The sequence below is a fragment of the Pseudomonas sp. LBUM1669 genome, assembly GCF_059695705.1.
This window is the reverse complement of record NZ_CP166784.1, coordinates 5,248,936-5,272,777: the sequence shown is the minus strand read 5'-3', so window position 1 is coordinate 5,272,777 and position 23,842 is coordinate 5,248,936. Positions and strand designations below refer to the sequence as shown.

The 23,842-nt window shown below is 60.4% G+C and carries 19 protein-coding genes; 11 read left to right on the top strand and 8 right to left on the bottom strand.

Annotation, left to right across the window (positions count from 1 at the left end; all coding sequences use genetic code 11):
- Positions 1 to 3: 3 nt before the first annotated feature.
- The 9 genes from murD to lpxC all read left to right on the top strand — a co-directional run bounded on the left by murD (position 4) and on the right by lpxC (position 10,481).
- A complete protein-coding gene (murD, locus tag ACA051_RS24445) occupies positions 4 to 1,350 on the top strand; it encodes a UDP-N-acetylmuramoyl-L-alanine--D-glutamate ligase (RefSeq protein WP_497305337.1) in 1,347 nt (448 codons plus the stop codon).
- Entirely contained in the window at positions 1,347 to 2,564 is a 1,218-nt protein-coding gene (gene ftsW / locus ACA051_RS24440) for a putative lipid II flippase FtsW (RefSeq protein ID WP_497305336.1), read from the top strand. Before murD ends, ftsW begins: the two co-directional genes overlap by 4 nt.
- Complete coding sequence (gene murG, locus ACA051_RS24435) at positions 2,554 to 3,624, top strand: undecaprenyldiphospho-muramoylpentapeptide beta-N-acetylglucosaminyltransferase (protein WP_219094429.1); 1,071 nt, start codon at positions 2,554 to 2,556, stop codon at positions 3,622 to 3,624. Before ftsW ends, murG begins: the two co-directional genes overlap by 11 nt.
- On the top strand, positions 3,617 to 5,077 hold the full coding sequence (murC, locus tag ACA051_RS24430; RefSeq protein WP_497372274.1) for a UDP-N-acetylmuramate--L-alanine ligase: 1,461 nt from the start codon (positions 3,617 to 3,619) through the stop codon (positions 5,075 to 5,077). The genes murG and murC overlap by 8 nt, the downstream gene beginning before the upstream one ends.
- Positions 5,074 to 6,042, top strand: a complete 969-nt coding sequence (locus ACA051_RS24425; RefSeq protein ID WP_497305332.1) for a D-alanine--D-alanine ligase — start codon at positions 5,074 to 5,076, stop codon at positions 6,040 to 6,042. Before murC ends, ACA051_RS24425 begins: the two co-directional genes overlap by 4 nt.
- Before the next feature lie 4 nt (positions 6,043 to 6,046).
- The gene (locus ACA051_RS24420) at positions 6,047 to 6,916 is read left to right on the top strand and encodes a cell division protein FtsQ/DivIB (protein WP_219094435.1); all 870 of its coding nucleotides are present in this window, start codon (positions 6,047 to 6,049) and stop codon (positions 6,914 to 6,916) included.
- 15 nt (positions 6,917 to 6,931) lie between these two features.
- On the top strand, positions 6,932 to 8,191 hold the full coding sequence (gene ftsA, locus ACA051_RS24415) for a cell division protein FtsA (RefSeq protein WP_046048247.1): 1,260 nt from the start codon (positions 6,932 to 6,934) through the stop codon (positions 8,189 to 8,191).
- A gap of 72 nt (positions 8,192 to 8,263) precedes the next feature.
- Positions 8,264 to 9,457 (top strand): cell division protein FtsZ, encoded by a 1,194-nt coding sequence (gene ftsZ, locus ACA051_RS24410; RefSeq protein WP_033061342.1) that lies wholly within the window; start codon positions 8,264 to 8,266, stop codon positions 9,455 to 9,457.
- A 112-nt stretch (positions 9,458 to 9,569) separates the two neighbouring features.
- Entirely contained in the window at positions 9,570 to 10,481 is a 912-nt protein-coding gene (gene lpxC / locus ACA051_RS24405; RefSeq protein WP_008147525.1) for a UDP-3-O-acyl-N-acetylglucosamine deacetylase, read from the top strand.
- A gap of 118 nt (positions 10,482 to 10,599) precedes the next feature.
- Here the strand turns inward: lpxC and ACA051_RS24400 are convergent, their stop codons facing one another.
- From ACA051_RS24400 to ACA051_RS24370, 7 genes are all read right to left on the bottom strand, one after another.
- Positions 10,600 to 12,096 (bottom strand): sensor domain-containing diguanylate cyclase, encoded by a 1,497-nt coding sequence (locus tag ACA051_RS24400; protein WP_497305330.1) that lies wholly within the window; start codon positions 12,094 to 12,096, stop codon positions 10,600 to 10,602.
- Positions 12,097 to 12,243: 147 nt separating this feature from the next.
- Positions 12,244 to 13,512: an OprD family porin gene (locus tag ACA051_RS24395; protein WP_497375632.1), complete on the bottom strand. Its 1,269-nt coding sequence runs from the start codon at positions 13,510 to 13,512 to the stop codon at positions 12,244 to 12,246.
- Between the two features lie 246 nt (positions 13,513 to 13,758).
- Positions 13,759 to 13,983, bottom strand: coding sequence for a hypothetical protein (locus tag ACA051_RS24390; RefSeq protein ID WP_497305327.1), 225 nt, complete (start codon positions 13,981 to 13,983; stop codon positions 13,759 to 13,761).
- A gap of 274 nt (positions 13,984 to 14,257) precedes the next feature.
- Positions 14,258 to 15,622 (bottom strand): heavy metal sensor histidine kinase, encoded by a 1,365-nt coding sequence (locus tag ACA051_RS24385; RefSeq protein ID WP_497372272.1) that lies wholly within the window; start codon positions 15,620 to 15,622, stop codon positions 14,258 to 14,260.
- On the bottom strand, positions 15,612 to 16,289 hold the full coding sequence (locus ACA051_RS24380; RefSeq protein WP_007916978.1) for a heavy metal response regulator transcription factor: 678 nt from the start codon (positions 16,287 to 16,289) through the stop codon (positions 15,612 to 15,614). Before ACA051_RS24380 ends, ACA051_RS24385 begins: the two co-directional genes overlap by 11 nt.
- A 9-nt stretch (positions 16,290 to 16,298) precedes the next feature.
- Positions 16,299 to 19,400, bottom strand: a complete 3,102-nt coding sequence (locus ACA051_RS24375; RefSeq protein WP_497305323.1) for a multidrug efflux RND transporter permease subunit — start codon at positions 19,398 to 19,400, stop codon at positions 16,299 to 16,301.
- Positions 19,397 to 20,557, bottom strand: coding sequence for an efflux RND transporter periplasmic adaptor subunit (locus tag ACA051_RS24370; protein ID WP_497305321.1), 1,161 nt, complete (start codon positions 20,555 to 20,557; stop codon positions 19,397 to 19,399). The genes ACA051_RS24375 and ACA051_RS24370 overlap by 4 nt, the downstream gene beginning before the upstream one ends.
- Positions 20,558 to 22,030: 1,473 nt before the next feature.
- Here ACA051_RS24370 and ACA051_RS24365 point away from each other — a divergent pair.
- Both ACA051_RS24365 and ACA051_RS24360 read left to right on the top strand, forming a co-directional pair.
- Positions 22,031 to 22,402, top strand: a complete 372-nt coding sequence (locus tag ACA051_RS24365; RefSeq protein ID WP_497305320.1) for a DUF6124 family protein — start codon at positions 22,031 to 22,033, stop codon at positions 22,400 to 22,402.
- A 202-nt stretch (positions 22,403 to 22,604) separates the two neighbouring features.
- Positions 22,605 to 22,862, top strand: a complete 258-nt coding sequence (locus ACA051_RS24360; RefSeq protein WP_007943495.1) for a hypothetical protein — start codon at positions 22,605 to 22,607, stop codon at positions 22,860 to 22,862.
- A gap of 155 nt (positions 22,863 to 23,017) precedes the next feature.
- On the opposite strand, the gene ACA051_RS24355 is transcribed toward ACA051_RS24360, so the two are convergent.
- Positions 23,018 to 23,767 (bottom strand): YkgJ family cysteine cluster protein, encoded by a 750-nt coding sequence (locus ACA051_RS24355; protein WP_497305318.1) that lies wholly within the window; start codon positions 23,765 to 23,767, stop codon positions 23,018 to 23,020.
- Positions 23,768 to 23,842 lie beyond the last annotated feature (75 nt).

The following is a 23,842-nucleotide window of genomic DNA, read 5'->3' as shown; positions in this document are numbered from 1 at the left end:
CGAGTGTCTCTGATCGCTTCTGACCACTTCCGCATCGTTGTCGGCCTCGGCAAGAGCGGCATGTCCCTGGTTCGCTTCCTGGCGAACCGGGGCACGTCGTTTGCTGTGGCTGATACGCGGGAAAATCCACCGGAACTGGCCGCGCTCAAGCGTGACTATCCGCACGTGGAAGTGCGTTGTGGCGAGCTGGACGTCGAATTCCTGTGCCGTGCCGACGAGCTCTACGTGAGTCCCGGCCTGGCGCTGGCGACCCCGGCCCTGCAGGCTGCCGCCGCCCGTGGCGTGAAATTGTCCGGTGACATCGAGTTGTTCGCGCGTAACGCGAAGGCGCCGATTGTCGCCATCAGCGGTTCCAACGCGAAAAGCACCGTCACCACCCTGGTCGGCGAGATGGCTGTGGCGGCGGGCAAGCGTGTCGCTGTGGGGGGCAACCTCGGTACGCCGGCGCTGGATTTGCTCAGCGACGACGTCGAGTTGTACGTGATGGAGTTGTCGAGCTTCCAGCTCGAAACCACCGATCAACTCAACGCCGAAGTAGCGACCGTGCTCAACGTCAGCGAAGACCACATGGACCGCTACAGCGGTCTGCCGGCCTATCACCTGGCCAAGCACCGGATCTTCCGTGGCGCCAAACAGTTTGTAGTCAATCGTCAGGATGCCCTGAGCCGTCCATTGATCGGCGAGGGCCAGCCATGCTGGACCTTCGGTTTGAGCAAACCTGATTTCAAGGCCTTTGGTATCCGCGAAGAAGACGGCGAGAAGTACCTGGCCTTCGAGTTCCAGAACCTGATGCCGGTGCGCGAGTTGAAAATTCGCGGTGCCCACAACCAGTCCAACGCCTTGGCGGCTTTGGCGCTGGGCCATGCTGTCGGCCTGCCGTTCGACGCCATGCTCTCGAGCCTGCGCACCTTCGCCGGGTTGGAGCATCGCTGCCAGTGGGTCCGTGACCTGGACGGCGTGAGCTATTACAACGATTCCAAAGCCACCAACGTCGGCGCCGCACTGGCCGCCATCGAAGGCCTGGGCGCGGACATCGACGGCAAACTCGTGTTGATCGCCGGTGGCGACGGCAAGGGTGCCGAGTTCAAAGATCTGCGTGACCCAGTGGCGGTCAACTGCCGCGCCGTGGTGCTGATGGGCCGCGACTCCGACTTGATCGGTCAGGCCATCGGCGACGCCGTGCCGCTGGTTCGCGTCAGTTCGCTGGAGGAAGCGGTTGCACAATGCCGCGCCCTCGCCGAGCCAGGCGACGCCGTGCTGCTGTCGCCTGCCTGCGCCAGTTTCGACATGTTCAAGCATTACGAAGACCGTGGTCATCAGTTCGTCCGCGCCGTGGAGGAACTGACATGAGCCTGCTCAATATCATCAAGCCTTATCCGTCGCCGATCATCACCGGGCGCGGCATCGACCTCGACTTCCCGATGCTCGCCGGTTGCCTGGCGTTGATCGGCCTCGGACTGGTCATGATCGCCTCGGCTTCGACGGAAGTGGCGGCCGTGCAGTCGGGCAGTGCCCTGTACTACATGATTCGCCACCTGATCTACATCGTGCTGGGCCTGGGTGCCTGCATCGTCACCATGATGATTCCGATCGCCACCTGGCAACGCCTGGGCTGGCTGATGCTGATTGGTGCGTTCGGTTTGCTGGTGATGGTGATCATCCCGGGGATCGGCCGTGAAGTGAATGGTTCGATGCGCTGGATCGGCTTCAGCTTCTTCAACGTTCAGCCGTCCGAGATCGCCAAAGTATTTGTGGTGATCTACCTCGCCGGTTATCTGGTGCGTCGCCAGAAAGAAGTGCGGGAAAGCTGGATGGGCTTTTTCAAGCCGTTCATCGTTCTGCTGCCAATGGCCGGCCTGTTGCTGATGGAGCCGGACTTCGGCGCCACCGTTGTCATGATGGGCGCGGCGGCGGCGATGCTGTTCCTCGGCGGTGTCGGACTGTTCCGTTTCTCCTTGATGGTGGTCCTGGCGGTCGGCGCGGTGGTGCTGTTGATTCAAGTGCAGCCGTATCGAATGGCGCGTCTGACCAACTTTGCCGATCCATGGGCTGACCAGTTCGGTGCCGGCTATCAGTTGTCGCAGGCATTGATCGCGTTCGGTCGCGGCGAATGGCTGGGCGTTGGCCTGGGCAACAGCGTGCAGAAACAGTTCTACCTGCCGGAAGCCCACACCGACTTCGTGTTCTCGGTCCTGGCCGAAGAACTGGGTGCCGTGGGTTCCTTGTGTACGGTGGCGTTGTTCGCCTTTGTTTGCGTGCGTGGCATGTACATCGGTTATTGGGCCGAGAAGGCCAAGCAATTCTTCGCCGCCTACATCGCTTACGGCCTGTCGTTCCTGTGGATCGGCCAGTTCCTGATCAACATCGGGGTGAACGTCGGCCTGTTGCCGACCAAAGGCCTGACCCTGCCGTTCCTCAGTTATGGCGGCAGTTCGCTGGTGATCTGCGGTGCCTGTCTCGGCTTGTTGTTGCGCATTGAGTGGGAGAGTCGGACCCACCTGGGCAGCGAGGAGATGGAGTTCCATGAGAGCGACTTCGCCGAGGAGCCGACCCATGGGCGCTAACGTCTTGATCATGGCGGGCGGCACCGGTGGCCACGTGTTCCCGGCGCTGGCGTGCGCTCGCGAATTCCAGGCACGCGGTTACACCGTGCACTGGCTCGGAACGCCACGCGGGATCGAGAACGAGCTGGTGCCGATGGCCGGTATCGAGCTGCATCGGATCAATGCCACCGGTCTACGCGGCAAGGGCAAATTGTCCCTGCTCAAGGCCCCGTTCATGGTGCTCAAATCCGTCTGGCAGGCGCGGGCGATCATTCGTCAGCTGCGGCCAGTGTGCGTGGTCGGCTTCGGTGGTTATGTGACCGGCCCCGGCGGCGTTGCAGCCAAACTGGCCGGCGTGCCGGTGATCGTTCATGAGCAGAACGCTGTGGCCGGTACCGCCAATCGGTTGCTGGTGCCGTTGGCCGCCCGAGTCTGTGAAGCGTTCCCCGACACCTTTACCCTGTCGGACAGCCGTCGGACCACCGGTAACCCGGTGCGCACCGAGCTGTTCCTCGAAACACAGCGCCCCGCCCTGGCGGGTCGCAAGGCGCGTTTACTGATTCTGGGCGGAAGCCTGGGCGCAGAGCCGTTGAACAAGTTGCTGCCTGAAGCCCTGTCGCAAGTCGCCCCCGACCTGCGCCCGGAAGTGTTTCATCAGGCCGGCAAAAACCACGATGAAGTGACTGCAGAGCGCTATCGCGCGGCTGGCGTCGAGGCGCAAGTGCAGCCTTTCATAAAAGACATGGCCCAAGCCTATGGCTGGGCCGACCTGGTGGTGTGCCGCGCAGGCGCATTGACCATCAGTGAACTGGCTGCCGCCGGTCTGCCCTCGATGCTGGTGCCTTTGCCCCACGCGATCGACGATCACCAGACCCGCAACGCCGATTATTTGGCCCGTGAAGGCGCTGCCTTCCTGATGCCGCAAAGAACGACTGGCGCAGCGGATCTTGCCGCACGCCTGACAGAGGTCCTGATGCAACCACAACGACTCAACGACATGGCCACTGCGGCACGCCGCCTGGCCAAACCCGATGCAACCCGTAACGTGGTCGATACCTGCCTGGAGGTGGCCCATGGTTGAGAAACAGAAAGCCATGCCGCAACCGGAAATGCGCCGCATCCGTCGCATCCACTTCGTCGGCATTGGTGGCGTGGGCATGTGCGGCATCGCCGAAGTGTTGCTGAACCTGGGCTATGAAGTGTCCGGTTCCGACCTGAAAGCATCGCCGGTAACCGAGCGTCTCGAGTCCTTTGGCGCGCACATCTTTATTGGCCACCGTTCCGAGAACGCCGCTACTGCTGATGTGCTGGTGGTGTCGAGCGCCGTGAACACGTCCAACCCGGAAGTGGCCACCGCTCTGGAGCGCCGAATTCCTGTGGTGCCACGCGCTGAAATGCTGGCCGAGCTGATGCGCTATCGCCACGGCATTGCCGTCGCCGGTACGCACGGCAAAACCACCACCACCAGCCTGATCGCTTCGGTGTTCGCGGCCGGTGGCCTGGACCCGACGTTCGTCATCGGTGGCCGTCTGAATGCCGCGGGCACCAATGCTCAGCTCGGCACCAGCCGCTACCTGATCGCCGAAGCCGACGAAAGCGATGCCAGTTTCCTGCACTTGCAGCCGCTGGTGGCCGTGGTCACCAACATCGACGCCGACCACATGGCGACCTACGACGGTGACTTCAACAAACTGAAGAAAACCTTCGTCGAGTTTCTCCACAACCTGCCGTTCTACGGTCTGGCGGTGGTGTGCCTGGACGATCCGGTGGTGCGTGACATCCTGCCGCTGGTGAAGCGCCCAACCGTCACTTACGGCTTCGGCGATGACTGCGACGTGCGCGCAATCAATGTGCGCCAGCAAGGCATGCAGACCTTCTTCACTGTGTTGCGTCCTGATCGCGAGCCATTGGATGTCTCGGTGAACATGCCGGGCAACCACAACGTATTGAACGCGCTGGCCACCATCTGCATCGCCACCGATGAAGGCGTCAGCGATGAAGCCATCGTCCAGGGCCTGTCCGGCTTCCAGGGTGTCGGCCGACGCTTCCAGGTCTACGGCGAACTGCCGGTAGAAGGCGGCAACGTGATGCTGGTCGACGACTACGGTCACCACCCGACCGAAGTCGCGGCGGTGATCAAAGCCGTCCGCGGTGGTTGGCCGGAGCGCCGTCTGGTGATGGTGTACCAGCCGCACCGTTACAGCCGCACCCGCGACCTGTACGACGATTTCGTCAATGTACTGGCCGACGCCAACGTCCTGCTGCTGATGGAAGTCTACCCGGCCGGAGAAGAGCCGATCCCGGGCGCCGACAGCCGCAAGCTGTGCAACAGCATCCGTCAGCGCGGTCAGCTCGACCCGATCTACATCGAACGTGGTGTCGACCTCGCACCGATCGTCAAGCCGCTGTTGCGTGCCGGCGACATCCTGCTGTGCCAGGGCGCCGGTGATATCGGTGGTCTCGCCCCGAAACTGTTGGCCAGTCCGCTATTCGCGGGTGCTGTTGCCGCGCCGACTGCGGGGAAGTTGAAATGACTGCTGCCTACGCCAACCTCGTCTCCACAATCGCGCCGAAAGACTTCGGCCGAGTCGCCGTGCTGTTCGGCGGCAAGAGTGCCGAGCGTGAAGTGTCCCTGAAGTCGGGTAACGCGGTACTCGACGCGCTGCTGAGCGCCGGTGTGGATGCGTTCGGCCTCGATGTGGGCGATGACCTTCTGCAGCGTTTGCTGAACGAAAAGATCGACCGCGCCTTTGTCATCCTCCACGGTCGTGGCGGTGAAGACGGCAGCATGCAGGGCCTGCTCGAATGCCTGGGCATTCCCTACACCGGCAGCGGCATTCTGGCGTCGGCGCTGGCCATGGACAAGCTGCGCACCAAACAGGTCTGGCACAGCCTCGGCATCCCGACGCCGCGTCACGCGGTACTGAGCTCCGAGGCTGATTGTATTTCGGCAGCGACGGAACTGGGCTTCCCTTTGATCGTCAAACCGGCCCATGAAGGTTCAAGTATCGGGATGGCCAAAGTGACGTCCGCGTCGGAATTGATCGACGCCTGGAAAGCGGCCAGTACCTACGATTCGCAAGTGTTGGTCGAGCAATGGATTCAAGGTCCGGAGTTCACCATCGCCACCCTGCGTGACCAGGTGTTGCCACCGATTGCCCTGGGCACCACGCACAGCTTCTACGACTACGACGCCAAGTACGTGGCTTCCGATACCCAGTACCGGATCCCATGTGGCCTGGACAGCAACAAGGAAAAAGAACTGATGGACCTCACGGCGAAAGCCTGTGAGGCGCTAGGTATCGCCGGCTGGGGCAGGGCAGACGTGATGCAGGACGCCGACGGGCAGTTCTGGTTCCTCGAAGTCAACACCGCACCGGGCATGACCGATCACAGCCTGGTGCCGATGGCGGCCCGTGCTGCCGGTCTGGATTTCCAGCAACTGGTTCTGGCGATTCTGGCGGCAAGTACTGCCAGCAACCAAGAGCCGCGAGGTTAAGACCATGCAAGGCGCACAGCTGAGACATCAGCCCCCTCCAGCACCCGGCCGCAAGCCGGTGCCGCGGGGTGCGAGCCGAATGGTGGCCAAAGAGCCGATGTCTGCGCGCCTGCCGAAAGCCAATTTTGGTTTTCTGAAAAGCCTGTTTTGGCCAGTGCTGTTGGTTGCGCTGGGGTTCGGCACTTACGAAGGCGCGCAGCGTTTGCTGCCCTACGCCGACCGGCCGATCACTAAAATCGCGGTGCAAGGCGACTTGAGTTACATCAGCCAGCAAGCGGTGCAGCAGCGAATCGCCCCTTATGTGGCGTCGAGCTTCTTCACCATCGATCTTGCGAGCATGCGCACCGAACTTGAAACGATGCCATGGATTGCCCACGCCGAAGTGCGTCGGGTGTGGCCGGATCAAGTCGTGATCCGCCTGGAAGAACAACTGCCGGTGGCCCGTTGGGGCGATGAATCGCTGTTGAACAACCAGGGCCAGGCGTTCACCCCGCGTGAGCTGGCCAATTACGAACACTTGCCACAGCTGTTCGGCCCACAACGGGCACAACAGCAAGTGATGCAGCAATACCAGGTGCTGAGCCAGATGCTCAGGCCGTTGGGCTTCTCGATTGCACGCCTGGAGTTGCGTGAACGAGGCAGCTGGTTCCTGACCACCGGCGCCGGCAGCGCGGGCCCAGGGATCGAACTGCTGCTGGGACGCGGCAAGCTGGTGGAAAAGATGCGCCGCTTCATTGCCATCTACGACAAGACGCTTAAAGAACAGATTACGAACATTGCGCGCATCGATCTGCGCTACGCCAACGGCCTCGCTGTTGGCTGGCGGGAACCTGTAGCGCCCACGACAGCCCAACCCGCTGTCGCGAAGAATTAAGAAGAGGCAGGACCCATGGCAAACGTGCAAAGCGGCAAAATGATCGTCGGTCTCGATATCGGCACCTCCAAGGTGGTGGCGCTGGTCGGCGAGGTCTCGGACGACGGCACGCTCGAAATCGTCGGGATCGGCACTCATCCGTCCCGTGGCCTGAAGAAAGGCGTGGTGGTGAACATCGAGTCCACCGTGCAATCGATCCAGCGCGCGATCGAAGAAGCGCAGCTGATGGCCGGTTGCCGGATCCACTCGGCGTTCGTCGGCGTGGCGGGCAATCACATCCGCAGCCTGAACTCCCACGGCATCGTGGCGATTCGTGATCGTGAAGTCAGTGCTGCCGACCTTGAACGCGTCCTCGACGCCGCCCAGGCCGTGGCGATCCCGGCTGACCAGCGCGTGCTGCACACCTTGCCGCAGGATTACGTGATCGATAACCAGGAAGGCGTTCGTGAGCCGCTGGGCATGTCGGGCGTGCGTCTGGAAGCCAAGGTCCATGTGGTGACCTGCGCCGTCAACGCCGCACAAAACATTGAAAAATGCGTGCGTCGCTGCGGTCTGGAAATCGACGACATCATTCTTGAGCAACTGGCGTCGGCCTATTCGGTCCTGACCGATGACGAGAAAGAGCTGGGCGTGTGCCTGGTGGACATCGGCGGCGGTACCACAGACATCGCGATCTTCACCGAAGGCGCGATCCGTCACACCGCGGTGATCCCGATTGCGGGCGACCAGGTGACCAACGACATCGCCATGGCGTTGCGCACCCCGACCCAGTACGCCGAAGAAATCAAGATTCGCTACGCCTGCGCCCTGGCCAAGCTGGCCGGTGCCGGTGAAACCATCAAGGTGCCAAGCGTTGGCGACCGTCCACCGCGCGAGCTGTCCCGCCAGGCCCTGGCCGAAGTGGTCGAGCCGCGCTACGACGAGCTGTTCACGCTGATCCAGGCCGAACTGCGCCGCAGTGGCTACGAAGACCTGATCCCGGCCGGCATCGTGCTGACCGGCGGTACCTCGAAAATGGAAGGCGCGGTCGAACTGGCCGAAGAGATCTTCCACATGCCGGTCCGCCTGGGCGTGCCCCATGGCGTCAAGGGCCTGGACGACGTGGTCCGCAACCCGATTTATTCCACCGGCGTAGGCCTGTTGATGTACGGCCTGCAGAAGCAGTCCGACGGGATTTCGTTCTCGGGCATCAGCAGCCGCGACAGCTACAGCAATGAAGAACCGAAAGCCGCCTTGCTCGATCGCATCAAGAGCTGGGTACAAGGCAACTTCTAAAAGATTTACCGCAGCACCGTTGTAGATACAGGCAGTAGGCGAAAAAACTAGAGAAATGAAAGGAGAGGGAAAATGTTCGAACTCGTAGACAACATCCCCGCAAGCCCGGTTATTAAAGTTATCGGTGTTGGCGGAGGCGGCGGCAACGCCGTCAACCACATGGTCAAGAGCAACATTGAAGGCGTTGAGTTCATCTGCGCCAACACTGATGCCCAGGCGCTGAAATCCATCGGCGCGCGGACCATCCTGCAACTGGGCACCGGTGTGACCAAAGGTCTGGGCGCCGGCGCCAACCCTGAAGTAGGTCGTCAGGCCGCTCTCGAAGACCGTGAGCGCATTGCCGAAGTCCTGCAGGGCACCAATATGGTGTTCATCACCACCGGCATGGGCGGTGGTACCGGTACCGGTGCTGCGCCGATCATTGCTGAAGTGGCCAAGGAAATGGGGATCCTCACCGTTGCGGTGGTGACTCGTCCGTTCCCGTTCGAAGGTCGCAAGCGCATGCAGATCGCCGACGAAGGTATCCGTCTGCTGTCTGAAAGCGTCGACTCGTTGATCACCATTCCAAACGAGAAGCTGCTGACCATCCTTGGCAAGGACGCAAGCCTGCTGTCCGCATTCGCCAAGGCCGACGATGTACTGGCCGGAGCCGTTCGCGGTATCTCCGACATCATCAAGCGTCCAGGCATGATCAACGTCGACTTTGCCGACGTACGGACCGTGATGAGCGAAATGGGCATGGCGATGATGGGCACTGGCTGCGCCAGCGGTCCGAACCGTGCACGTGAGGCCACCGAAGCGGCCATTCGCAACCCGTTGCTCGAAGACGTGAACCTGCAAGGTGCACGCGGCATCCTGGTGAACATCACCGCCGGTCCTGACCTGTCTCTGGGTGAGTACTCCGACGTGGGTAGCATCATCGAAGCCTTTGCTTCCGAGCACGCGATGGTCAAGGTCGGTACCGTTATCGATCCGGACATGCGCGACGAACTGCACGTGACCGTGGTTGCCACTGGTCTGGGCGCGAAAATCGAGAAGCCTGTGAAGGTTATCGACAACACCATGCACACGTCCGTGGCATCGCAGCCGCAGCAACAAGCGCCTTCGCGTCAGGAAGCGCCTGCTGTGAACTATCGTGATCTGGACCGTCCGACCGTCATGCGCAACCAGGCTCAGGCCGGTGCTGCGACTGCCGCGAAGATGAATCCGCAAGACGATCTGGATTACCTGGACATCCCGGCTTTCCTGCGTCGTCAGGCTGATTGATGGAATGTATCAGGGCTATGAAGGTGATTGGTGTTCAGCAAAGGTCTGGTCTGCTATCATCGCCAGCCTTTGTTGATACCAGTTCGCAATTTGCGCTGAAGCGGCCCAAGCCATGATTAAACAACGCACACTGAAAAATATTATCCGTGCTACAGGTGTAGGCCTGCACTCCGGGGAGAAGGTATACCTGACCCTCAAGCCCGCGCCTATCGACACCGGCATTGTGTTTGTTCGTGCCGACCTCGACCCTGTGGTGCAGATTCCTGCCCGCGCGGAAAACGTTGGTGAAACCACGATGTCGACCACATTGGTCAGTGGTGACACCAAAGTGGATACGGTGGAGCACTTGCTCTCGGCCATGGCTGGCCTGGGCATCGATAACGCCTACGTCGAGCTCTCCGCGTCCGAAGTCCCGATCATGGATGGTAGCGCTGGACCTTTCGTATTCCTGATTCAGTCGGCCGGCCTGGAAGAACAGGACGCACCGAAGAAGTTCATCCGGATCCTGCGGGAAGTGACAGTGGAAGACGGCGACAAGCGCGCCACTTTCGTCCCTTTCGAAGGCTTCAAGGTGAGTTTCGAGATCGATTTCGATCACCCGGTTTTCCGTAACCGCACACAAAGTGCAAGCGTGGATTTTTCCAGCACTTCGTTCGTAAAAGAAGTCAGCCGCGCCCGTACCTTTGGTTTCATGAGTGACATCGAGTACCTGCGCAAGCACAACCTCGCACTCGGCGGCAGCGTTGAAAACGCTATTGTGGTCGACGCGGATGGTGTACTGAACGAAGACGGCCTTCGCTATGAAGACGAATTCGTGAAGCACAAGATCCTCGATGCAATTGGTGACCTCTACCTGCTGGGCAATAGCCTGATTGGTGAGTTCAAGGGCTTCAAGTCCGGACATGCATTGAACAACCAGCTGCTGCGCAAGTTGATTGAGCAGACAGATGCTTGGGAAGTCGTGACTTTCGAAGACGCCAGCACTGCACCGATCTCTTACATGCGTCCCGTAGCGGCCGTGTAAGTAAAAAACCTCTCTAGTTTTTAAAGGCTGCCTTCGGGTGGCCTTTTTTTATGCTTGCGGGAAAGAGGTGCGGCGATCCGACTTGCCCGCGAAGAGGCCAGTAGCGACACCGCAGATTTCAAACCGTGGCGACCACCCGATTCCGCCCCTTTTCCTTCGCCTGATACAACGCCTTGTCCGCCGCAAACAGCAAACTCTCCAGGCTGATATCGTTCGATGTCGTCCAGGTGCTGATCCCGATACTGACAGTCATCGGCAACTCGGCGCCCTGAATCATCGGCAACTGCTCAACCGCCTTGCGGATGTGTTCGGCAATCTGCCGTGCACCCGCGCTATCGGTTTCCGCCAGGATCACTGAAAACTCTTCGCCGCCGTAACGGGCTGCCAGGTCCGCCGGTCGACGGATGTGGGCGCTGATGACGTTGGCCAACGAGCGCAGCGCTTCGTCGCCAGCCTGATGGCCATGAAGGTCGTTGAACGCTTTGAAATGGTCAGCGTCAATCATCAGCAACGACAAAGGCATGCCGGAACGTTGAGCGCGAAACCATTCATGGCGCAGCGCCTGATCCAGCGTTCGGCGGTTGGCCAGCCCCGTCAACGCATCGGTGGCGGCCAGTTGCGCCAGCTCCTGCTCGGCGTTGTGGCGCAGGCGCAGTTCCCGGCAAAACAGCCAGGTCAGCCACAGCAGGCTGATGCACAGCGCAAGGGTCGCAACGCTGACCACCACCGCCGTGCGTTTCCACGACGCAAACACTTCATCGCTGGAGAGGGCAACGATGACGATCAACGGCAAGTTGCCCACCTTGGAGAACGTGTACAGGCGCTTGTCCTGGTATTGGCTTGAAACACTGGTGAAGCTGCCGTTGCCTTCCTTGACGATGCGCTGGAAGTTGGGGCGGCTGCTGAAGTCCTTGCCCACCAGCTCCTCGGCCAACCCGGGCTCCTGGGCCAGAAGAATACCGTCCGAGCTGATCAGATTGACCGAACTGTCCCGACCGATACTCAAGCTGTTGAACAACTGATCGAAGTAACTCAAGCGCATGGCGGCTTCGGCCACGCCAAGGAATTCGCCCTGCGAGCCGCTGAGCCGACGACTGAAGCTGATTCGCCATTCGTGTTCAGCCTGCCTGGATTGGAAGGGGCGGCTGATAAACATGCCCGGGTCAGGATTGTTGATATGGGACTGAAAATACTCTCTGTCGGCAAAATTGCCCTTTCTGGGCTCCACCGACGCTGAGTCGGCGATCACGTCGCCCTTGTTGTCGAGCAGCAGAATGTCGCCCTTGTACGGTGCGGCAGTGGCGCGGTCGAACAAGGCCAGATGGCGGATTACGGGGGAGACGCGCTTGAGGTCCTCTCGCTGCGAGGCCGCGATCAGGCCGAGCAAGGACAGGTCATAGAGTTCAACATTGCGCAGCACGTCGGCGTCGATCAATTGCACGATGTTGGACGCTGAGCGCGTGGCAGACAATTGTGCGTTGGCGCGCTCGCGCACCAGCAGGAACGCGACGATGCTCAGGATTGCGATCACCAGCAGCAAACTGCCGAGAACCAGAAGCCGCTCCGACCGGGTCGAACGGATCGGATCGTGAGGTTGTGTACGGCTCACACTCATGGTTCTGGCTTCTGCTGATAAGCGTTATGAAAGTAGTGCTGCAAGCATCGGGCAGAACCCCGGGAGCCATTTGCGTTCAGGGCGCCTGTATAAGGCCCTGATAAACAAAAGGCCAGCAAAACGTGCTGGCCTTTTGTTTGTTCAAGCTTAGAAGACATTGAGCGGGTAGTCGACGATCACCCGGTATTCATCGGTGTCTTGATCCAGCGCGCCATAGCCATTTCCGCCACGGTTGGTGGCCCATTGCAGGCGCACCGCCAGGTCTTTGGCCTTGCCTTGCTGGATCACGTACCTGAGATCAATGTCACGTTCCCAGTGCCTGGCGTTTTTGCCGTCGGCGCTGTACCACGAGGCATAACCACGGCTGTCCGGATCGACTTTGGTCAGGTCCAGTTCACCCCGGGAGTAAGACAACGCCGAAGTTAGGCCGGGCAAGCCGAGGCCCGCGAAGTCGTAGGCGTACTTGAGTTTCCACGAGCGCTCGTTCGGGCCGTTGAAATCCGAATACTGCTGGGAGTTGTCGAGGAAGACGCTGTCGCCCTGGCTGATGTAGTCGAACGGCGTGTTGCCGTTGACCCGCTGATAGGCGGCAGTGACGCTGTGATTGCCCACGCCGACGGTGAAATGCAGGCTGTAGGTGTTGTTGTCGATGTTACCCAGCAGCGCATCGCCGGTGTCTTGCGTGTGATAGAAGTGCAGGCCCGGGTTGAGGCTGACCAGGTCGTTCAGCGCGTAGGTGTAATCCAGGTCGTAGTAGTACTGGTTCCAGATGTCCTTGAGTTCGGACGCGTACAGGCTGCTGGTCAAACCTGGCAGGCCGCTCCACGCCACGCCGGCCCAGTTCAGGTGCTGACTGTCGTCACCGTCTGCCAGGCTGCCGTAGGAGGTGGCGATGCGGGTGTGGCCGCTCTGGTTGTACGGCTTGGTGAAACTCGCCTGGCCACCTTCGATCAGGAAGCCGTCGACGCTGTGGTTGGTCAGGCTGACGCCGCGGAAGGTCTGCGGCAGCATGCGGGTCTCGCCGCCGGCAATTACCGGGTTGGCGAGGAACAGGTCGCCGGCCTTCAACTCGGTATCAAAAGCACGCATTTTCAGCGTGCCCCCCGCCGTCGAAAACGACCGCGGCGCTTTGCCGTTGCCATCGCTGATCGGCAGGATGCTCGAGCCATCCGTACCGCCACCGCCGTCGAGCTTAAGCCCGAGCATGGCGTGGGCATCAACGCCGAACCCGACGGTGCCCTGGGTGAAACCCGATTCAAAGAGACCAAGGAAACCCTGGCCCCACTCGATGTTGTCGTCCGCCTGCTGCAGGCGGTTACGGTTCATGTAGTAGTTTCGGGCATTGAGGTTGAGGCTCGAACCTTCAACAAAACCTTCCTGACTGGATTCGTCAGCGGCGTAGGCGGCGGGTGGCATCGTTGCAGCGATTGCAATGAATAGCGGACTGAAGCGGAGAGGGAAAAGCACTTGCGGTAAAGCTCCTTGGGTCAACTAAACACTTCATATGCTTGAAGTGCAAAATGTTTCTTGTTAGTGAAGACGAACCGGACGGCGTTTAAACCACAACGAAAAAAAGCCGCTGATAGCAGCGGCTTTGAAGACAACTTTTCAAAGGGAAGAGCCAATGAAAAGTGTCGAGGGAAAAGGAGCGATTACGCGGGATCAGCTGTCTTTCTCAACCCGTGGCTGGGTCGTAGAGGTTGACGTTTGAGGGGTTTGCGCAGCGTCCTGAGCCTTGGCTGTCATTTCGCTCTGATGCTCTTCATACGCCGCGGCGCGCGCAGCATTTTGCGCGACGAACGTCTGCGACTCTTCAGCCAGGGCGAACGGAGACAGGAACAAAGAGGACAAGACGAAAGCGCTGGCAATACCCATAGTGTTGGACATCTTTAAAACCTTCTTGCTTGGCAAGTGCTGTTTGGTGCGGGAAAAGGTAAGGGGGATTGGACAGGGGAAAAAGAGCGGATTCATGAAAGGACTGTTGCGTGAATAGCAACAGTAGTCATTAAGTTGGCAAAATTGCTTTTGTGGCGAGGGAGCTTGCTCCCGCTCGGCTGCGAAGCAGTCGCAAACTTCCCGGTTTTCCTGAGGATCCTGGGTGGCTGATTCGGGGCCGCTTCGCAGCCCGGCGCGAGCAAGCTCGCTCGCCACAGGGAAAGGGTTAAACCGGGAGGTGGATGCCGAAGGTATTCATGCCGTGATCACTGCGCACGAACACATCGCCGCCATGCATCAGCGCAATCGCCTTGACGATCGCCAGCCCTAACCCGTGGTTGTTTCCGCTGTTACTGCGCGACGCATCTACCCGGTAAAAGCGTTCGAACAATCGAGGCAAATGCTCGCTGGCAATCGGCGATCCCGGGTTAGCCACCCCGATGCTGACCTGATGCTCCTCAGCCTCGATGCGCACTTGAATCACCTGGCCAGGCTCGGTGTGTTGCACCGCGTTACTCAGAAGATTGATCAACGCCCGGCGCAGATGAGCAATCTCGATCCGCACCTGCGCATCACCACTGACCTGCACCTGAACCTGCGCATCCTCAAGAATGAAATCCAGGTATTCCAGGGTCGTGGCCACTTCATCGGCCAGTGAGGTGGAGGTCAGTTTGGTCGCCTTGCTGCCCTGATCCGCGCTGGCCAGAAACAACATGTCATTGATGATCGAACGCAGCCGTTCCAGCTCTTCGAGGTTCGATTGCAGCACTTCGAAGTAGTGTTCCGCCGAGCGTCCACGGGTCAGCGCGACCTGGGTCTGGCCGATCAGGTTGGTCAGCGGCGAGCGCAGTTCGTGGGCGACGTCGGCGTTGAACGACTCAAGGCGCGAATAGGCCTGCTCGACCCGCTCCAGCGTGGAGTTGAACGAATTGACGAACTGATTGAGCTCCGGCGGCAACGGCGATAAGCGCAAGCGCCCGGAACGTAACGGCGGCGCCAGTCGCTGGGCTTCCTGCGACAACTTGATCAACGGCTTCAGACCAATCCGCGCCACCCAATACCCCAGCGCCGACGCCAGCAACACGCCAATAATTGCCAGGCTGATCAGCGCGATCAACAAATGATGCTGGGTCTGGAAAAACGTCTCGGTGTCGATGCCGATCATGAAACGTAGCGGCGGTCGTTGATCCTTGGCCGGGAACTGGCTGACCAGCACTTTCAGCGGATAAGGCTGGTCCGGCAATGTCATGTCGCGCATCCCCAGCGGCCCTTCGGCAAAGGCGCGGATCTGCGGCGTCAGGTTGCCGTATTCGTAGTGAGGGTCGCCGCTGATGATCCAGAAACTGATGCGCTTGTCTTCTTCGCCGAGCAACTTGAGCTTGTTGTTGATCTTCACCCAATGCTCCGGCGTGCCGTATCGCCCGACCGTGGATTCGAGCACGCTGTAACGTGCGTCCAGCTCCGCCTCGGGCAGCAAACCCAGGCCTTTGTCGACCTGCTGGTACAAGGCCCAGCCGATCAACAGAAACACCAGCAACGCCACCAGCGTGAACATGGCGCTCAGACGCAGGGCAATCGAATTACTGGACACCGCGGCTCTCCAGCACGTAACCCATGCCCCGGATCGTGTGCAGCAGTTTCTCGTCGAACGGCCCATCGAGTTTGGCCCGCAGGCGCTTGATCGCGACTTCGACGACATTGGCGTCGCTGTCGAAATTGATGTCCCAGACCATCTCGGCAATCGCCGTTTTCGAGAGGATTTCACCCTGCCGACGGGCCAAAACGCTCAGCAGCGAGAATTCCTTGGCGGTCAGGTCCAGGCGCGTGCCGGCACGTGTGGCCTTGCGGCTGATCAAATCGATCCACAGGTCGGCGATGCTCACTTGCACCGGTTCATGACCGCCACTGCGCCGGGTCAGCGCTTGCAGGCGCGCCACCAGTTCGAGGAAGGAAAACGGTTTGCCGAGGTAATCATCGGCACCATCGCGCAGGCCTTTGATGCGGTCTTCGACCCGCTCGCGGGCGGTGAGCATGATCACCGGGGTTTGCTTGCGCGCACGCAGCGCGCGCAAGACGCCGAAGCCGTCGAGGCCCGGCAGCATGACGTCGAGGACGATCACCGCGTAGTCGCTTTCCAGCGCCAGGTGCAGGCCTTCGACGCCGTCGCGTGCCAGGTCCACGGTGTAACCCTGTTCCGTCAGGCCGCGGTGCAGATAATCCGCGGTTTTTTCTTCGTCTTCGATAATCAGAACGCGCATGACCCCGCCTCAGTCTGTGGTTGCCAGCGCCGGCATCGGTGCGGGTTTGGGCTTATGGAAAAGCCGCTCCAGCCACAAGTATATGACCGGAGTGGTGAACAACGTCAGCGCCTGGCTCACCAGCAAGCCGCCGACCACCGCGATGCCCAATGGCTGGCGCAGTTCGGCGCCAGCGCCATAGCCGAACATCAGCGGTAGTGCGCCGAGCAGGGCGGCGAGGGTGGTCATGATGATCGGCCGGAACCGCGTGATACAGGCCTGGTAAATCGCCTCTTCCGGCGCCAAGCCACGATTGCGCTGGGCATCGAGGGCGAAGTCGATCATCAGGATGCCGTTTTTCTTGACGATCCCGATCAGCAACACCAGCCCGATCAGCGCCATGATCGAAAAGTCCTGGCCGCAAATCCACAGCATGATCACCGCCCCGAGTCCCGCCGACGGCAGGGTCGAAATAATGGTCAGTGGATGGACGAAGCTCTCGTAGAGCACACCGAGAATGATGTACACCGCCACCAGCGCCGCCAGGATCAACCACGGCTGGCTGGCCAGCGAACTCTGGAACGCTTGCGCCGCGCCCTGGAAGTTGCCGCTCATGGCGGCCGGCATGCCGATATCGGCCTTGGCCTGGTTGAGCATGATCACCGCATCGCCCAACGCCACGCCGGGCGCCAGGTTGAACGACAAGTTGGCAGCCGGGAACATGCCGTCGTGGGCGATAGACAATGGGCCAACCGTCGGCGCACCGAATTTCGCCAAGGCCGACAGCGGCACCATTTCCCCGCTCAGCGGCGAGCGCAGGTAGAAATAATTGAGGCTTTCGGCGTTGCCGCGTTGCTGGGTGTCCAGTTCCAGAATCACGTTGTACTGGTTGATCTGGGTCTGGAATTCATTGATCTGCCGCTGCCCGAACGCATCGTACAGCGCTTCATCGACATCGCTGGCGGTCAGGCCGAAACGCGCAGCGGCGCTGCGGTCGATGCTGATGTGGGTGATGCTGCCGCCCAGTTGCAGGTCGTTGGAAATGTCGCGAAACGCCGGGTTGGCCCGCAGTTTTTCCGTGAGGCGCTGGGTCCAGGTGCTGAGGGTCGCACCGTCGTTGCTCTTGAGCACGTATTGATACTGTGCGCGGCTCGGGCCGGAGCTGAGGTTGATGTCCTGGCCGGCGCGCAGATAGAGCACGATGCCCGGGACTTTCATCAGTTGCGGACGGATCCGGTCAATGAACTGGCTGGCCGAGACGTCGCGGTCGCCGCGTTTTTTCAGGGAAATCCAGAAGCGGCCATTGGCGATGGTCTGGTTACTGCCCGAGACGCCCACCGAGTGGGAAAACGCCTGGACCGCAGGGTCCGCCGCGACGATTTCGGCCATCGCCAGATGTTTTTTTACCATGTCGCCGTAGGAAATATCGGCGGCGGCTTCCGTGGTGCCGAGGACAAAACCGGTGTCCTGCACCGGAAAGAACCCCTTGGGGATGAAGATGTAACCGGCGACCGCCAGGCCCAAAGACAGAAAGAAAACGCTGATCATCAGCTTTTGATGGGAGAGGGCGCGGCGCAGCAGTTTTTCATAGCCTGCCAGCAAGCGATCGCCAACTGTAGGTTTGCTGTGGGCGTGATGCACCGGCGCACGCATGAACAGCGCGGCAAGTGTTGGTGCCAACGTCAGCGAGACCACCACCGAAATCATGATGGTCGACGTGGCAGTCAGGGCGAATTCCTTGAACAGTCGCCCGACCACGCCACCCATAAACAGCAGCGGGATAAACGCCGCCACCAGCGAGAAACTGATCGAGACCACGGTAAAGCCAATCTCGCCGGCACCCTTGATCGCCGCCTCGCGCATGTCGTCGCCGGCCTCGAGATGGCGGTGAATGTTCTCCACCACCACGATCGCATCGTCGACCACAAACCCCACGGCCACCACGATCGCCACCAGCGTCAGGTTGTTCAGGCTGAAGCCCATGATGTACATCAGAGCGAAACTGGCGGTCAGCGACACGCCGAGCACCGCGGATACGATCAGCGTTGCCGACCACTGACGCAGGAACAGCGCCATCACCGCCACCACCAGCATGATCGCGATCAGCAGGGTGATTTCCACTTCATGCAACGACGCGCGGATGGTCTGCGTGCGGTCGACCAGCACCTTGACCTGCACCGAGGCCGGCAGCATGGCTTCGAGGCCGGGCAGGGCGGCCTGGATGCGATCCACGGTTTCAACGATGTTGGCACCCGGTTGCCGGGAAATCACCAGATTCACCCCGGGTTGATCACCGGCCCACGCCTGAACGTAGGCATTTTCTGAACCGTTGACGACTTTAGCGACGTCCTTGAGGTGAACCGGTGCACCGTCCTTGTAGGAAACGATGAGCTGACTGTATTCCTCGGGGTGGAACAATTGGTCGTTGGTCGACAGTGTCGAGATGCTCGACTCACCGTACAACGCACCTTTGGCCAGGTTGAGGCTGGTTTGCTGGATCGCCAGTCGAATGTCCGCGAGGGTCAGGCCGATGGCCGCGAGTTTGTCTGCCGAGACTTGAACACGGATTGCCGGACGTTGCTGGCCGGTGATGTTGATTTGGCCTACGCCGTCGATCTGACTGATCTGACGCGAGAGCAGCGTTTCCACCAAATCACTGAGTTCGGTGCCGGGCATCAAGGTTGAGTTGATGCTGAGAATAAGCACCGGGCTATCGGCCGGGTTGACCTTGCGCCACGTCGGCAGGGTCGGCATGTCCTTGGGCAGTTTGCCGGCGGCGGTGTTGATCGCGGCCTGCACTTCCTGGGCGGCGGTGTCGATGCTTTTGTCGAGGGTGAATTGCAGGGTCAGGTTGGTCGAGCCGAGGGCGCTGCTCGAGGTCATCTGGGTGACGCCGGGGATGGCGCTGAATTGCACTTCAAGCGGCGTGGCCACCGACGACGCCATGGTTTCGGGGCTGGCGCCGGGGAGTTGCGCGGCGACCTGAATGGTCGGGAATTCGGCTTCTGGCAGCGGCGCAATCGGCAGGCGCGGGAAGGCGATGACGCCGAGCAACACCAGGGCAAAGGTCAGCAGGATCGTCGCCACCGGATGATCGATGCACCAGGCCGAGACAGAACCGTGGCCCTTCATGGCTTGGGCTCCGATTGCACCACTTGCGGCGGCTCGGTCAGCACCTGCACGGTCGAGCCGGGTTTGAGCCGCGACTGGCCGTCGCTGACCAGCACGTCACCCGGTTCCACGCCTTTGATGATGTCCTGGCCGCTGCCTTGGTGGACCATTTGGACGGTGACGGTTTCGACCTTGTCGCCGTTGACGCGGTACACGAAATGTTGATCGAGGCCACGTTGTACGACGGTGGGCGGGACCACCAGCGCATCTTTATCCAGGGCTGTCTGAATTTTTACCGTCACCAGCAGGCCCGGCCAGAGTTTCTGCCCGGGATTGTTGAATTCAGCCTTGGCGCGGATGGTCCCGGTGTTGGCGTTGATCTGGTTGTCGATCAGGGTCAGGTGCCCTTCGCCCAGCAGGTTGCCGGTTTCACCGTCGGTGTCGGCGCCGATATAGGCCTTCACTTGTGCGCGCTCGGGGTCGCCGATCAGGCCTTGCAGGGTGGGCAGCATTTGTTGCGGCAGGGAGAATTCCACGGCGATCGGGTCGATCTGGGTCACGGTGAATAGGCCCAGGGTGTCGGTCATGCGCAGGAAGTTGCCTTCGTCCACCGTGCGAATACCGACGCGGCCGGTGACCGGGGAGCGAATCTGTGTGTAGGAAAGCTGCACTTGAGCGGCGTCGATTGACGCCTGATTGCCTTGGGCGGTGGCTTTGAGCTGGTTGACCAGGGCTTGTTGCTGGTCGTAGGTCTGCTTGGATACGCCGTCGTCGACGCTGAGCAGTTTGTAGCGCTTGAGGTTGACCTGCGCGACTTGCAGTTGCGCCTGGCTTTCGCCGAGTTGTGCCCGGGCCTGGTCGAGGCTGGCGCGGATCGAGCGGTCGTCGATGGTGGCGAGCAGGTCGCCTTGTTTCACCAGTTGGCCTTCCTTGACCAGGATTTTGGTGAGGATGCCGTCGATTTGCGGGCGGACCACTACGCTGTGCAGGGACAGGACCGAGCCGATGCCGCTGACGTAGCGGGGGACGTCTTTTTCGGTGACGCTGACGACCCGGACCGGGATCGCTGTAGGCGCGGCTAGTTTGGCGGTGGCGGGTTTGGTGAGGTACCAGGTGCCCAGCGCTGCCAAGGCGATCAACAGACCTGCGATGAAGGCGGTTTTTTTCTGAATTCGCATGCGAGTGGGGCGCCGGGCTAGGTGGTCGGGAGTCGGGTCAGGTTTATACCTTCCTTTATAAACCTGTTCGCCGGTCAGGAAGGTGACTGCTAACTGACGGCGCTGTCAGTTTGGGCTGTGCTGTGAGCTTTTGACCTTGGCGGCCTGATAGCCGACCAAGTTCTTGTTGAGGGCGTACATATCCATTTCTGCGGTAACGGCTGCTGGCGGTTTCGCTCTTACAGCGACTCCCTTTGGCAAACGCCCCAAAGGAAGCAAAGGTCTTCGCCCCAACGTCCGGCCCCTCGCCTAGGCTCGGCGTTCCTTCGCTCCGGCATTCATCTGGGGGCATCGCCTCCGGTCGGCTTCGCTTCGACCTCCTCTCGATGTGTGCGGCTTCGCCGCACGGCGCTACGCGCCTACCCCCCAGATGAACGCCTCCACTCAGCCTCCCGACGGGGCGGGTGGATCAAGATCAAGAGCTGCAGGCGAGCTAACGCTCGGCCTGATGAGTGGTGAGAAGCGTGCGGTGTGCACCGCCCCACTGTAGGAGCGAGGCTTGCCCGCGAAGGCGGCCTGATAGCCGACCAATCACTTGCAGACGTACATCATTCCCTGTGGGAGCCGGCCTGCCCGCGATGGCGGCCTGATAGCCGACCAATTTCTTGCAGACGTACATCATTCCCTGTGGGAGCTGGCCTGCCAGCGATGGCGGCCTGATAGCCGACCAATTTCTTGCAGACGTACATCATTCCCTGTGGGAGCTGGCTTGCCAGCGATGGCGGCCTGACAGCCGACCAATCACTTGAAGATGTACATCATTCCCTGTGGGAGCTGGCCTGCCAGCGATGGCGGCCTGACAGCCGACCAATTTCTTGCAGACGTACATCATTCCCTGTGGGAGCTGGCTTGCCAGCGATGGCGGCCTGACAGCCGACCAATCACTTGAAGATGTACATCATTCCCTGTGGGAGCTGGCCTGCCAGCGATGGCGGCCTGATAGCCGACCAATTTCTTGCAGACGTACATCATTCCCTGTGGGAGCTGGCCTGCCAGCGATGGCGGCCTGACAGCCGACCAATCACTTGCAGATGTACATCATTCCCTTGATCGTTCCCACGCTCCGCGTGGGAATGCCGCCCGGGACGCTCCGCGTTCCATTTTTGTGTGTTGAAAGATGTGTAAAAAACACCGCGTTTTCCCACGCATTTTTCAGGTTGCCGGGTAGGAAGCGTGTTCTCTAATCTTTGGCTGTCGCTGAAAACTCAGCGACCGGGAGTGAGATTCCGGCTGAACAATTGGAAACCAGCGCAAGGCCCCCCATAATTGCCGCCAGCTTATCCGCTGCCTGCAAGTTTTTTATGGCGGCTGTGTGCGGGCAGACTTCGGTCTGGCCGGGTTCCTTTTGCCGGTAATCTCACACCGCACATAGCTGCCACCTCTGCTCCGAGTGAGATCGGAAATTGATGGCTCCAACATCAAAAGGAAATTTGCATGGATAAGTTAATCCCCGATCCACCCATCGACACCACCACTCCCCGCGACGAAACCACCCAGGCCGAAGCGCTCATCAAAGACCACGAAGCCATGAAACGCGCGCTCGATTACTACCTCGATCCCCCCGAGCGCTACAGCGCAAAACCGCGCCGCCCGAGCACGATGTTTGTGGTCGCCCCCGATGTTGATTCGGAAAGCCTGTTGGCCCATGCCTGTGAATCTTTGGCGTCGGCGAGTGTGATGAGCAGTGATTTTGCGACGAGTCTGGAGGGGCCGCAGCGGCATACGGTGTTGGCGATCCAGCAGGTCATCATGCTGGCGGAGTTGGCGGTGAATCGGGTGTTGGATAGGGTTGAGGTTCCGGCGTAGGTAATAGCGTTCGGTCTGGTTGGCCGCGTTATCGTTCTTCGCGGGCAAGCCTCGCTCCCACAGGTGCGAGGGTTGCTCGCGATTGGCACAAAACCCGACGGACTCGCTCGTGGTGTGAAGCTTGCGGCTCTGGACACAGGTATACTGCCGCCTTTCGCGGCTCGCTGACCGGGCCCGACTTTTTGCATCACCCGGAGCTTTCATGACTTCCCCGACACAACCGCCGGTTGCCGACGCTTTGAGCGACGACCAGGCAGACCTGCCAGACAGCGTCGACTCCAGCGCAGACAGCGAAACCAAAGCCGCGATCCCGGCGTTCAAGTTCCCGTTCAAACCGGGTGATTTGGCCGCTGCGAAGAATGCCAGCCAGCCTTGGTACAAGAATGGCGCGAAGAATGGCCATACCAAGACGCCGGGGGCTGCGCCTCCAGGGACTCGTCGGTCGATGGGTAAGCGCTGAGTTTCAAGCTCTGCGGTGTCTGATCTATCGCCTTCGCGAGCAAGCCCGCTCCCACAGTGGATCTCCATAGGACACAAGTTTTGTGTACGACAAAGATCCACTGTGGGAGCGGGCTTGCTCGCGAAGGGGCCATCAAAGGCAATACACCCTCTGAATCAAGCCGCCCGCAACGATATAAACGCGTAGTTCACCGGCACTTCAGTCGCCACGTGCGCCCCGGCAGCCTGCACTTGTCCGGCGATATCCTCACCCGACACATGGAACTGCCAATCACTGCCTGAGCCCGCCAGCGGCTGCCCGGCAAGCTGATCGATAACCCTGGCAAACGCATTCATATCCGGCAGATAAGCCGTAAACCCATCCCCCTTCAACGCTGTAGTCCGAATCCCCAGCAGCCCGCAAATTGCATCTTTGGCCTGGATATCATCGCGATCCGCCTGACGTGAACGCTGGATCAACCCTGCGAGTTCCTGATCCACCAACTCACCGCCAATGATCAAGTCCGGCCCCTGTTCCCATGATTCGGGCGGGCATTCTTTCACTGCGGTGTTCAGCGCAATGTGAGGATTAATTTCCATCGGGTAGATGCGGCACACCAGCGGGCGGCGTTCGTAGATGCGGCAGAGGTTGTCTTCGTCAAGATTCCGGCAGGGACCTACGTTGTACGCGGCAAAAGTGATCGCCACGTAAGCCTCGGATGTGCCGCTTCGAACCACTACTGAGCGACGTTCGGCGTGTTCGCGTTGTTGCACGGGCAGGCCCAGGCCGTTGCCGAGGAAACCTTCCACCAACACGATCACCTGACCGCCGTCGGCCGCCCACATGCGGGCTTCGGCCAAGGTCAGGGGCACGTGGTGGTCGTTGCAGCATTTGCCGCAACCGACGCAGGAAAATGTCGTATTCATTGAACGGCCGATCGCTTCCGAGGGCATGAAACGGCGCCAGAAAGACACCGCGAAGGTGCGTTTCGAAGCAAGTTA

Bases quoted from the DNA above. Each gene is read 5' to 3' on its own strand.
- ftsW (WP_497305336.1), top strand. From the start codon at position 1,347: ATGAGCCTGCTCAATATCATCAAGCCTTATCCGTCGCCGATCATCACC.
- murG (WP_219094429.1), top strand. From the start codon at position 2,554: ATGGGCGCTAACGTCTTGATCATGGCGGGCGGCACCGGTGGCCACGTG.
- murC (WP_497372274.1), top strand. From the start codon at position 3,617: ATGGTTGAGAAACAGAAAGCCATGCCGCAACCGGAAATGCGCCGCATC.
- ACA051_RS24425 (WP_497305332.1), top strand. From the start codon at position 5,074: ATGACTGCTGCCTACGCCAACCTCGTCTCCACAATCGCGCCGAAAGAC.
- ACA051_RS24420 (WP_219094435.1), top strand. From the start codon at position 6,047: ATGCAAGGCGCACAGCTGAGACATCAGCCCCCTCCAGCACCCGGCCGC.
- ftsA (WP_046048247.1), top strand. From the start codon at position 6,932: ATGGCAAACGTGCAAAGCGGCAAAATGATCGTCGGTCTCGATATCGGC.
- ftsZ (WP_033061342.1), top strand. From the start codon at position 8,264: ATGTTCGAACTCGTAGACAACATCCCCGCAAGCCCGGTTATTAAAGTT.
- lpxC (WP_008147525.1), top strand. From the start codon at position 9,570: ATGATTAAACAACGCACACTGAAAAATATTATCCGTGCTACAGGTGTA.
- ACA051_RS24400 (WP_497305330.1), bottom strand. From the start codon at position 12,096: ATGAGTGTGAGCCGTACACAACCTCACGATCCGATCCGTTCGACCCGG.
- ACA051_RS24395 (WP_497375632.1), bottom strand. From the start codon at position 13,512: ATGCCACCCGCCGCCTACGCCGCTGACGAATCCAGTCAGGAAGGTTTT.
- ACA051_RS24390 (WP_497305327.1), bottom strand. From the start codon at position 13,983: ATGTCCAACACTATGGGTATTGCCAGCGCTTTCGTCTTGTCCTCTTTG.
- ACA051_RS24380 (WP_007916978.1), bottom strand. From the start codon at position 16,289: ATGCGCGTTCTGATTATCGAAGACGAAGAAAAAACCGCGGATTATCTG.
- ACA051_RS24375 (WP_497305323.1), bottom strand. From the start codon at position 19,400: ATGAAGGGCCACGGTTCTGTCTCGGCCTGGTGCATCGATCATCCGGTG.
- ACA051_RS24370 (WP_497305321.1), bottom strand. From the start codon at position 20,557: ATGCGAATTCAGAAAAAAACCGCCTTCATCGCAGGTCTGTTGATCGCC.
- ACA051_RS24365 (WP_497305320.1), top strand. From the start codon at position 22,031: ATGGATAAGTTAATCCCCGATCCACCCATCGACACCACCACTCCCCGC.
- ACA051_RS24360 (WP_007943495.1), top strand. From the start codon at position 22,605: ATGACTTCCCCGACACAACCGCCGGTTGCCGACGCTTTGAGCGACGAC.
- ACA051_RS24355 (WP_497305318.1), bottom strand. From the start codon at position 23,767: ATGAATACGACATTTTCCTGCGTCGGTTGCGGCAAATGCTGCAACGAC.